This is a genomic window from Olavius algarvensis spirochete endosymbiont (assembly GCA_900608495.1).
GTDB lineage: Bacteria > Spirochaetota > Spirochaetia > DSM-2461 > DSM-2461 > UBA2779.
On the sequence record UWYT01000110.1, the window covers coordinates 1 to 11,015 of the forward strand.

Below are 11,015 nucleotides of genomic sequence, written 5' to 3' on the forward strand. Positions count from 1 at the left end.
CCGCCTGAGAGGACTACCCCGATTTTTCTGGGGTTTGACGGTTTGGTATTCGTCACCTCGATAAACCTGACGATTGGGGCGCCGTAGGTGTGTGGAAATAGCTCGCGTAGTTTGCTCTGGTCGGCCATTGATTCGGTGGTTTCGCCCCATGCGATAGATATGCTTCCGATCGGCGCACGAAGCACCTTGGGCAACTTTGGTTTGTAATCAAGACGCGCTTTTTGGAGTAGACTGGGCATTCTGGAAGTTCCTTATAAGATATTCAATACACCCAATAATGGGATGATTAATGGGGTGTTGGTCAAGCAGGGTTGACCTCTGGTATCTACCTTTAAGACAAGTCTCTGCCTCCATCGAATGCAATGAACTTACAAAACTCACCGCAGCTCACCGGCTGGAAGCCGTCGAATCGAAAGTGGAATGAGAGCGCCCTCGCCAAAGTATCCCTCTATGAATTTTTTGTATTGCGAGTAATTGCTGCTTGGTATGAGCACCTGAATCGTCCCGGCGAAACCGCCTCCGTGAACCCTGGCTGCTCCTGATTCGCCTAGAAAACTCTCGCTCAGGGCCAGCGCCAGAGAGAGCGATTGGTTGGCAATGCGGCCAGGCGGAAACACATTCTGCAGGAAGCGAAAGGACGAATTGCCAGATTGGCGCATTCCTTCCAGGTAAGCCTCGATATCGTCCCTTTCCAAGCTTCTCACCATGGAATGAACACGGCGATTCTCGTTAAAGAAGTGCAGGGCGCGTAAAATGGCTCGATCGCCGCATTTTTTCCTGATTTCTCCAATGCTGGACATAAATCTCCTTTCATCGACTTCTCCAAGATATCTGGCTCCGAGAACCGATGCGACGGCGCGCATCTCCACTGGTATGGCTGCATAATCGGCAGTTAAATCAGCGTGGTTGCCGCCGGAATCGAGTATTGCGAGTGTGAAACCCGCGGCTAGAGGATTGAAGTTAACTTGATGAATATCGGGAGTAGTCGCCTGCGCGAAGTCGATAAGAAGAGCGCCGCCCACGGAGCAAGAAATTTGGTCCATAAGACCGCAGGGTTTGCCAAAGTAATTTTTCTCTGCCTCCTGTCCCATCTGCGCCAGCTCCACCGGGGTGAAACGTCCATCGTTGCAGAGTTCGTTAAAAATTGAGCCAATCAGTATTTCCAATGCGGCCGACGAGCTTAGCCCCGAGCCCTTTGGCACCCTGCTGCTTGTGCTGGCTCTGAAACCGCCAATGCGCCCGCCTCGGCGTACAATGGAAGCGGCAATTCCTCTAAGAAGAGCGTCGCTGGTGCCCGTTTCGGCCTCCACCCTTGCTAGTTGAGAGAGATTGACGTTTACCGGTGGATACCCTTCAGAGATTATTTCGACAAGATTCCCACCTCCTCCCTTTTCCCGGGTAACCGCGGCTATTGTATCCATCTGTATCGCTGCGCTTAGTACAACTCCCCCGTTATGATCAGTGTGATTGCCGGAGAGTTCGGTGCGTCCTGGGGCGGAGAAGAGTCTGGGCGAGGAATCGTTGTAACGGTTTTCGTGAAACTCAGTTAGTCTGATCCATCGTTCTAAGTGGAAGTTACCATCTTCGCCGCTGTAGATATCATTGAATATTGTTTCAATATTCTCAAACTTTTCGAGAAAATCTGACTTGGCCATAATCACTCCATGCTGAGTCTGGGCTTATGGGGATGATTTATACATCTTATATCAATATATTTTGCTTAGCGATAATGAGTTGCATTTCCCATTTCATCATCTGACTGTTAACCATTTAGAGAGCATGTTCGAGTGCGTTCGCTTCCAAGGGCACAGCCAGCCACCACGCCGCTTAAGGTACTGGTAATCCAGGCGAAAGGGATTATTTGGGTTGCCAATCTTTGAGAAGAGAAGTAATCAGGGTGGTAGTGTCGGCAAGGCCGGATTGTAAACACTCTCCGTTGGCTGTGACCTGAGACAAACCCCCAGGAGATCACCGCAGAGCCAGATTTGGCGGTTGTGGAAGAAGAAGGTGATAATTAAAAAACTGACAAATAGACATTACCAATCGACAAAGTGGTAATCTATTTGGTAATCCCTTGTGAAGAAAGGAATGACCAATTGGAGTTGACAAATATGCAGTCTGTTCTATACTGACTGGAGTCAGTCTCAAGAAGGAGGTGTGTTCATGAGAAAGACATTGTTAATTGTAGTGGTATTGTTGGCTGTATTCAGCTTATCGACGTGTTCGCGGGGAGACGATGATGCCTACGAGATCGTGTTTATTCCGAAGCTCGTAGGAATCCCGTGGTTCACTGCCATGGAAAACGGTTTTGAGGATTACGCGGCCGAGATCGGCGATCTCAAGATCAGCGTGCTTGGTGCCCCCGATACCGACCCCGCCGCCCAGGCACGCATCCTCGAAGACGCGATTTCGCAAGAACCGGATGCGATTGTTGTCGTTCCCAATGACACGGCGGTACTCGAGCCAATCATGGCTCGCGGCCGGGAAGCTGGCATCCTCATGGTTTCGCAGGAAGCGCCTGGTATCCAAAATGCTGACATGGACATCGAGTTCTTAATCGCGGAACGCTACGGTGCCGACATGATGGAACTGTTTGTTCGTGAAGCGGGAAGCGAAGGCGGGTATGCTATCATGGTTGGTGGTCTTACCGTAACATCGCACAATCAGAGGGCCGATATGGCAGTCAAGCATCAGGAAGAGAACTATCCGGGGCTCTATCAGGTGACAAGTCGCCTCGAAGGTTCGGAGAGTGTCGAGGACGCTCAGAACCGGACACTTGAACTGGCCGCAGCCTACGACGACCTCGTAGGAATGATTTACATCGGCAGCCTCGGCGCCATCGGTGGTTCGCAAGCAACGAAGTCGCTCAACCGTGATGACATTGCGATCGTGGGCGGTTCAGTACCGAGCCAGGCGAAGTCATACCTGGAAGAGGGATCTATCGATGCCAACTACATCAGCAATCCGTACCGAATCGGCCGTGATTCGGCGTATCTAGTGCGCCATCTGCTCTCCGGTGGAACGATTGCAGATGTTGGAGATCTGCCCGAATATGGAACTCCGGCGATCGACGGAACGGTGGTGACGTTCCACGCGCCTTCCGAAGTTACCGCCGAAAATGCGGATATGTTCGGATTTTAGTCGAGAGGATGAGGGAAGAACGAAGCATGGGCGAATCCCGGGTTCACAGAAGTGTGATGGACAGCTTCATAGATTTTCGCAACGTAAGTAAGTTTTACCCAGGTGTTCGTGCACTCAACAATGTGGATTTCGCCTTTGAGAAGGGCGAAATCCATTGTCTCGTCGGGGAGAATGGTTCCGGCAAATCGACAATGATTAAGATAATCTCCGGAGTTATTCAGCCGGAACCCGGGGCTACCATGGTGATCAACGGAACAAGGATCACCGCTATGCACGCCAAAGACGCAATTGACCGAGGGGTGCGTGTCATCTACCAAGATCTTTCGCTCTTTCCAAATCTGACTGTCAAAGAAAACATTGCGTTCGGTCTCTACGGCGACACGAGGGGACCGTTCGTCAACTGGAAGGCGGTTGAAGACCGTGCAGTGTCGGCCATGCGTTCGATCGCGTTGGAACTCGATCTCGATCGCCTCGTATCTTCGCTTTCCATCGCCCAACAGCAACTGGTCGAAATAGCCGGTTCGATCATCGGCGACATTAAGCTGCTGATTCTTGACGAGCCGACCGCATCGCTGACGCGCGTAGAAGTCGACCGGCTTTTTGCGACTATTCGCACGCTCAAGGAGCGGGGAATCGCAACGCTTTTCGTAAGCCACAAACTCAACGAAATCTTTGAAATCGCGGAGCGCGTCACCGTGTTTCGCGATGGTGCAAAGATAGGCGTGTTTGAGCCGAAAGAGCTAGACCAGAAGAAACTGGTGTTCCTGATGACCGGTCAAGAGGTTGTTAGCGAGCCGCCGAAGCCCGTGAGAAGCGGCGCGCCGGAGCTTCTCCGGGTTGAGAAGCTTTCCAGGGGCGGCAACTACAAGGACATTTCCTTTTCGGTGCGAGCCGGGGAGATTCTTGGCATCACCGGCCGCCTCGGATCAGGGCGGACCGAGTTGGCTCTGAGCCTCTTCGGGATGAATCCCCCCGAGTCGGGATCGATATTTATTTCCGGAAAACGAGTCAGGGTCCACAGCAACGCCGCTGCAACCCGCGCCGGAATTGCCTACGTACCCGAAAACCGGTTGACCCAGGGGCTCATCATGCCCCAGTCAATCCTTGCGAACATCACAATCACCATCTTGGAAAAGGTGATCGGGGCGTTCAGATTGCTGGATCATTCACGGAGCGAATCACTTTCCAGAGAGTGGATTGAGCGCCTCTCAATCAAGATGCCGTCCCTCGACGCTGCAGTGCAAACGCTTTCCGGCGGCAACCAGCAGAAAGTTGTGCTTTCCAAGTGGCTGGCTACCAATCCGCGAATCCTGATTCTCGATGAGCCGACCGTGGGTATCGACGTGTTCGCGAAGGACAGCGTCCATCGTTTTGTCAAACAACTTGCCGAGCGAGGCGATATCGCGATTGTTCTAATTTCCGACGAAGTGCACGAAGTCCTGGACAACTGCCACAGAATTCTCGTAATGGACCGCGGTCGAGTTCTGGATGAAGTTCTGCCCGGCTCCGACGCCGAGGCTACGCTACTGGAGAAATTCAACCTTGCATAACAGGAAAACCTCACGTCGAAACGTGATATCCAGAGCTTTCACACGGAGCGAGACGTACCTCTTCATTATCCTTTTTGTCCTTGTTGCCGTCGTTTCGATAATCAGCCCCCGGTTCTTCACCGCACGCAACGCACTTCAAATCTTACGTACATCGGCGTTCACCGGGATACTCTCCATCGGTTTTCTCTTTGTGCTCATTCAGGGCGGACTGGACATCTCCTTTACGGCAACGGCCACCGTCGCGCAGTATCTCATGGCGCTCGCCCTTGTTTCGAAGGGAAACGTTCCGATTCTCGTGGTGCTGCTCATTCCGATTGCTGTCGGTATGTTGCTTGGTTCTGTCAATGCGGTGCTCATCCACAGGTTGAAAGCGCCTTCGATCATAGTTGCCATTGCAAATCTGAATATCTACTACGGCGTGCTCCAGATTATATCCGGTGGAACGTGGATCTATAACTTCCCGGACTGGTTTGATCGTGTCGGAAAGGGGTTTGTCTTCGCGTTTGTAGATGAGAACGGAGCAACCTTCGGGTTGTCGTATCTGACGTTGATATGGATAGCGGTCGCGATCGTTGCGGTTGTCGTATTGCGGTACACAAAACTGGGAAGGCATCTCTTTGCGTTGGGAGGAAATATCGAGGCTGCGCGTCGCTCAGGACTCAGTCTCTTCCGGCTGCGCCTCTTCGCCTATTCGTTCCTGGGACTACTGGCGGGCCTTGCGGGCATTGTTCAGGCGCTCGATACGCAAACGGTGGCTCCCAACGCTTTGGTGGGACGGGAGTTCGATGTTGTTGCTGCAGTGGTTCTTGGGGGAGCGAACATATTCGGGGGCGCGGGATCGGTAGGCGGAACGCTCCTGGGAGTTCTATTGATTACAGTTATCACCAACGCGCTCACACTGCTGAGAATCCCGGCGTACTGGCACCAGGTATTCATCGGCGCAGTTGTACTTGCCAGCATCAGTGTTACCTCCCTTCGAGCATTGCTCGCCCGGAGAAAGGAGCGAATAATCGATGTTCGCTGAATTCGTGAAGCGCTACCAATCGTGGCACGACAGAAACCAGGATATAGCGGCTCTGCCATGGCTCCTGTTTGTAGTTCTGGCTATCATGACAGTGGCGACCGGTGGCAGGTTCCTAAGAGCGCACAACATTACCAATCTACTTGCGCAGATGCCCGAACTCGGGTTGCTTTCCCTCGCGATGATGGTTCCGATGGTGACGGCGGGTATAAACCTGTCAATCATCAGTTCGGCGAATCTGACCGCCGTTATTATGGCGCTCTTCCTGAAAGGGGTGTTCCCGCAGGGCGCCGGTGGCGGCACGACAATCATAATCATTGTGGGGGCGATTGCCCTTGGAATGATAGTTTCCATTGTTCTTGGCCTGCTCAACGGCTTTCTGGTCGGCTACGTCGAGGTTCCGGCAGTTCTGACTACCCTGGGTACGATGATTCTCTACGAGGGGATTACCCTGGCGATTACCAGGGGATTTGTAATCTCTTCAATGCCGGAGGCGTATCTTCTCATAGGGAACGCTCGAATCCTTGGCCTTCCGATTCATATGATTATCTTTCTCGTTGTGGCTCTTGTTATGGCGATCATCTTCCACCGACGTCCCTACGGCAGGCACCTCTTCTTCGTGGGGTCCAACCCGACCGCAACGGCGTATTCGGGCGTGAACGTGCGGCGTGTACTATTGAAGACGTATGTTATCTCCAGCGTTCTTGCGGGAATCGCCGCGGTTGTCATGCTCGCGCGTTTCAATTCGGCAAACGCGCGGCAGGGGTCATCTCTGCTGCTTTCTACCGTTCTCATCTGTATGCTTGGGGGGACCGATCCTTTCGGGGGATTTGGCAAGGTATTGGGGCTGGTGATGGCCATGGTGATCCTCCAGGCGGTGACGAATGGGTTGAACCTTCTGGGTGTACGCTCGTTTGCGACGGTTGCCATCTGGGGTGCGATGCTTGTGGGTGTTATCGCATACCGCTACTACCAGCACCAGAAATGGGAACGCAAGCGAAAACAACTTCAAAGAGCGAGGATGCAGCAATGAAATTTGGAGCACACGCATTTGTATGGGAGCCCGAATGGAACGACACGACGAGCAGGCGCGTTATCTCAGAAGCGGCGCGAATTGGGCTGGATTTCGTTGAAATCCCGTTACTGCGCCCCGAGAGATTTGACGGCGCAGCCACGAAAGTGCTTCTCGACGAACACGCTGTTGGCGCAACCTATTCGCTGGGCCTGCCAAGTGACAAGAGTCTTCCAGAACGGCCGTATCTCGCTGAACCGTTCCTTCGAAGCGCTATAGACGCAATCGAATCCGCAGGCGGCGACACGCTGACCGGTGTTTTGTATGGAACGCTCGGAGAACTCCCCGGGCGCCCGCCTAACGAAAAGGACTACAAAGTGATCGCGCAAGTACTAAGATCTGTTGCAGACTATGCGAAGGATCGCGGCATCAAACTGGGAATCGAACCGGTAAACCGGTACGAAACCTTCCTCGTGAACACTGCGGAGCAGGCAATCACACTCCTGGATCGGATTGAGTCCGACAATGTGTTTATTCACCTTGACACTTACCACGTCAACATCGAGGAAGACTCCTTCGGGGCGGCCATCCGCCTAGCCGGCGATCGTCTCGGCTACATTCATCTTTCTGAGAGTCATCGGGGCACGCCCGGTAAGGGGACAGTCGACTGGGACGATGTATTTGGCGCCTTATCCGATATTGGGTTTGCCGGCCCTCTCGTTATGGAATCGTTCGTTAAGCTCAACGCCGACATCGCCCGGGCCACTTGCATGTGGCGCGATATCGTGAAGGATCCTGAAGCGCTCATCAGGGACGGAATCGCGTTTCTGGAGGGCAAGGCGAAAGGGTACGGGCTATTCTAGACAGGTTTCCCTCGTTTCTTTTAAACGACGCCGGAGTGTCGGCGCGCGGGCATTATTGCGGTAGTTAATCATCCGCGATTGGAGCTCTGGAAGGCAGTCTGTTCCGCCGTTGAGCGCTGCTGCAGCCAGTATCGCGGCGCCTCGAGCTGCCGCCTCCGACTGGTCAGGCCACCGCAAAGGACGCCCCAGGCGATCTGCAAGAATCGTCCGAAGCGCTACGCTGCGCTCGAGGGCGTTCCCCGAAATGGCAATGTAGCTCTCCGTAGGCTCCAGCACGGAAACGAAGGAACCCAGCATCTCGATCAATTCGTCGATCACACCCGTCGCAAATCCCCAGTACAGGTGGGAGAGAGTGAAGTTGTCCAGCCCAATCCCCATAATCGAACCGCGTATCGCGGGATTTCCCCGTGTCCCCGCGAAGCGCGTATCAACGGAGAGGGGATGTCGGGGTCTCTCAAGGGAGTTGAGTGCTGCGAATGGGTTGATCGCGCCACCATCGGCCCGTTTAGCGATTTCGTTTACGATTTCGGCGAGAAGATCGAAAGACTTGCCGCCGCTCAGACTCGTTCCAACGAAAAGCATCTTCCCACCTGGAAACGGGCGCGCATCCAGCACAGGGTGGCGGGTGTTGATTGTGTTCGCGGGCTGTACGAGACTCACCTGACCGCTCGTTCCAATGTTGAAGGAAATCGCCCGTTCCGGGTCCGCAACGCTCGCGAGGAAGCTCGCCTGGTTGTCGCCCTCGGGGACACACACCGGAACTCCCGATGCGGTCTTGCCTACGAACGTCGCATCTTTTCCCACTTGTGGCAGTGTGATATCGGCAATCATGTTCCAGCGCTTCGAATCGAACTCCCCCTCCGTCGAAAGAAAGAATCCAATGCTGTGCGCCAGCCCTCTTCCGGTTGTCACTGTGGCATTCCTGGTGAGCCGAGCGGAGATCCACGCCGGGATGTCCGCAATCGCAGTGGCATTCGGGGTGAGTGTTCCAGATCTCGAGAGCGCATAGAGCGTTCCTGCACCGTAGCCAACTGGGACAATGGCGCCCAGCTCGTTTTGCATCTGATCGGAGAACACGGCGGCGCGGCCATCCAGCCAGGTGTAGGCGGGACCGACAGCGAGTCCGTCGGAATCAATTGGCAGTATGCCGTGCATCTGGCCGGTGATTCCAATCGCATCTATTTCGGGGTATTGCTTGCATAAATCTGTTACAAGCTTGTCAGCTTTCTGCAGAAGAACTGCAGGATTTTGAATACTTGCGCCGCGAACATCGGGTGGGAGGGCTGCGTTGTGGGGGGTCGATTCAACGAAGTGATTAGATCCATCTTGAAGATTGACAACAACAAGCGATATTGAGGTTGTGCCTAAGTCGAGTCCGAGTACGAGTCTACCAGAAAAACGCATGAAATACCCTTTCCAATGTATTGAATTGGATATATCATTAGATACATTGGATTAAGCATTTGTCAATACTTGGAGCAGCGTATGACGGATCAGACCAGCGAGTCGATGAAGAAACACCTAATCATCAGCAGGGATCTTCGTGAAAAGATTCGCTTGGGTCTGCTCCCGCCGGGATCGCGATTGGCGGCCGAACGGGAACTGGCGGACGCCTATGGCGTTTCCCGGCCCACGGTAGGCCGCGCCCTGAACGATCTGGTGGCCGGTGGGCTGGTAGAGCGTCGCGTTGGGTCGGGAAGTTTTGTTACGTTCGGTTCGTCGAGTGAAAAGCAGTTGACGTTCGGGTTGATTGTACCAGGACTCGGCAGGGGTGAGATTTTGGAGCCAATCTGCGCCCGAATCGCCGAATGGGCCGCAGCGGAGGATTACTCGTTGAATTGGGGAGGTTCACGGACGGAGGGAGAATCGTTGGCAACGCTGTTAAAGACGCTCGAAGGGCATGTGACGCGTCGTGTTGATGGCATCTTCTTCCAGCCCATCGAGCTCGAATCGACTCATACCGAGATGAATCGCAAGATGATTCGGCACCTCAAAGAGAGCCAGATTCCGGTGGTTCTTCTCGATGCCGACTACCTGCCCTTTCCGGAGCGGGGCGATTTCGATATCGTCGGCATCGACAACATCAGGGCCGCGTGGGTTGCCACCGATCACCTTCTTTCACAAGGAAAAAGTCGGATCGATTTTGTAACGCGTCCATTTACCGCAACGACCGCCGACCGGCGCATCCACGGCTACCGGCTGAGTCTCCTGACGGCCGGTATATCGCCAGAGAAACACTGGATTCATTCAATCGATCCGGAGAATCACGAAGAGGTGACAGCTATGTTGAAATCGGGCGCCCGCGACCTCGTGTGCGTCAATGATGAAACGGCGGCAATCCTTATGCTTTCGCTGGAGGAACTCGGCATTGCGGTGCCCGATGATGTTCGCATCACCGGTTTTGACGATTTGAAATACGCTCGCCTTGTGCGCGTGCCCCTAACTACGATGCGCCAGCCCTGTGATTCAATCGGTGATGCGGCGATCGATGCGATGCTGAGCAGACTGGAGCGCCCCCATCAGGCACCGCGGGAAATCTTGATAGAAGCGGAGTTCATGATTCGTGCGTCATCTATCTCCAAATGAGAACTCAGGGGAAATCGCTCTCTCTCGCACTGAACAGCGTGCTGCGTTCACGAGGCCCCTACCGCATGTTTTCGCGCCTACCAGAATCGAAGAATCAAGGATAGAAGCGCCAGGTTTGCAACTCTCCTCATAAAAGAGATTTTAACCATCGATCGACGTACCGTGTATTGCGTAAATAGTTCATTAGAGGCGTAATATAAGCCCCGGGGGTCGGACGGCCATCTCTCCGAAAAGAACATCCTGAGAGTCGTTTACATAAAATTCAATATGGTAGATTTTGGTGCTTTCAGCTGTATTGAAGGCCAATTGGTTACAAGAAGATATAATAAAAGACTCTGATACAGTATGATTATCAGGCCGCAATTCACTGCCACCAGAATCTGAACAGTAATTTAAGATATTTCCTGTATATTTAAATAGGGAGTGCCGTTTTTAGCTATCATCTCTACGCGGTATTGGCTGCCATCAATGAATTCTTCAACGCGAAAATCGTGTTAATCGCTTGTAGCAGATTGTCTAGATGGATAGCTGATTCATTTCTAAACAGGAAAACCACAGCATCTTTCATTGTTCAACACCCTTTAGGCCCTTTGGTGTATTGAAGATGATATTCTTCTGTTTATCAATTTGTACTTGAGTTTCAAGGCCGTGTAATCGAATGAAACCTATAGCTGTGTTGGAATCAAAGCCATCGAATTTTTCATAGGATGCAATGTTCTGATCATAAATAGATAAATGTGATTTTCTACCCAGCATAACAATATTGCCCTTTTCAAGACGCATTCTTACCTTTCCGGTTACGGCTGATTGTGTACTTCTAACATATGCCATCAAATCCTTGT

10 protein-coding genes and 1 pseudogene are annotated in these 11,015 nt (G+C 52.9%); 6 read left to right on the forward strand and 5 right to left on the reverse strand.

Going from position 1 to position 11,015, the window contains the following annotated elements:
- Positions 1-239: pseudogene (locus S1OALGB6SA_RS10540) on the reverse strand (diphosphate--fructose-6-phosphate 1-phosphotransferase); the annotation flags it as partial.
- A 138-nt stretch (positions 240-377) separates the two neighbouring features.
- A complete protein-coding gene (locus tag S1OALGB6SA_RS02645) occupies positions 378-1,655 on the reverse strand; it encodes a galactokinase (protein WP_124032463.1) in 1,278 nt (425 codons plus the stop codon).
- A gap of 508 nt (positions 1,656-2,163) precedes the next feature.
- Here S1OALGB6SA_RS02645 and S1OALGB6SA_RS02650 point away from each other — a divergent pair.
- Genes S1OALGB6SA_RS02650 through S1OALGB6SA_RS02670 form a run of 5 tightly spaced genes read left to right on the forward strand, consistent with a single transcriptional unit; the run spans position 2,164 to position 7,587 of the window.
- Positions 2,164-3,141, forward strand: a complete 978-nt coding sequence (locus S1OALGB6SA_RS02650) for a substrate-binding domain-containing protein (protein WP_124032464.1) — start codon at positions 2,164-2,166, stop codon at positions 3,139-3,141.
- A 56-nt stretch (positions 3,142-3,197) separates the two neighbouring features.
- Positions 3,198-4,691 (forward strand): sugar ABC transporter ATP-binding protein, encoded by a 1,494-nt coding sequence (locus S1OALGB6SA_RS02655; RefSeq protein WP_124032465.1) that lies wholly within the window; start codon positions 3,198-3,200, stop codon positions 4,689-4,691.
- The gene (locus tag S1OALGB6SA_RS02660) at positions 4,684-5,715 is read left to right on the forward strand and encodes an ABC transporter permease (protein ID WP_195910258.1); all 1,032 of its coding nucleotides are present in this window, start codon (positions 4,684-4,686) and stop codon (positions 5,713-5,715) included. The genes S1OALGB6SA_RS02655 and S1OALGB6SA_RS02660 overlap by 8 nt, the downstream gene beginning before the upstream one ends.
- Complete coding sequence (locus S1OALGB6SA_RS02665; protein WP_124032467.1) at positions 5,705-6,745, forward strand: ABC transporter permease; 1,041 nt, start codon at positions 5,705-5,707, stop codon at positions 6,743-6,745. The genes S1OALGB6SA_RS02660 and S1OALGB6SA_RS02665 overlap by 11 nt, the downstream gene beginning before the upstream one ends.
- Complete coding sequence (locus S1OALGB6SA_RS02670; RefSeq protein WP_124032468.1) at positions 6,742-7,587, forward strand: sugar phosphate isomerase/epimerase family protein; 846 nt, start codon at positions 6,742-6,744, stop codon at positions 7,585-7,587. The genes S1OALGB6SA_RS02665 and S1OALGB6SA_RS02670 overlap by 4 nt, the downstream gene beginning before the upstream one ends.
- Here S1OALGB6SA_RS02670 and S1OALGB6SA_RS02675 read toward each other — a convergent pair.
- On the reverse strand, positions 7,579-8,991 hold the full coding sequence (locus S1OALGB6SA_RS02675; protein ID WP_124032469.1) for a sedoheptulokinase: 1,413 nt from the start codon (positions 8,989-8,991) through the stop codon (positions 7,579-7,581). The two genes, S1OALGB6SA_RS02670 and S1OALGB6SA_RS02675, sit on opposite strands and share 9 nt — an antisense overlap.
- An 81-nt stretch (positions 8,992-9,072) precedes the next feature.
- Between S1OALGB6SA_RS02675 and S1OALGB6SA_RS02680 the strand changes: the two genes are divergently transcribed.
- Positions 9,073-10,173: a LacI family DNA-binding transcriptional regulator gene (locus tag S1OALGB6SA_RS02680; RefSeq protein WP_124032470.1), complete on the forward strand. Its 1,101-nt coding sequence runs from the start codon at positions 9,073-9,075 to the stop codon at positions 10,171-10,173.
- A 445-nt stretch (positions 10,174-10,618) separates the two neighbouring features.
- Here the strand turns inward: S1OALGB6SA_RS02680 and S1OALGB6SA_RS10775 are convergent, their stop codons facing one another.
- Positions 10,619-10,741, reverse strand: coding sequence for a hypothetical protein (locus tag S1OALGB6SA_RS10775; protein WP_306766977.1), 123 nt, complete (start codon positions 10,739-10,741; stop codon positions 10,619-10,621).
- The coding region (locus S1OALGB6SA_RS02685) for an argininosuccinate synthase domain-containing protein (RefSeq protein WP_195910259.1) at positions 10,738-11,015 on the reverse strand (278 nt) is incomplete at its 5' end. The genes S1OALGB6SA_RS02685 and S1OALGB6SA_RS10775, both read right to left, overlap by 4 nt.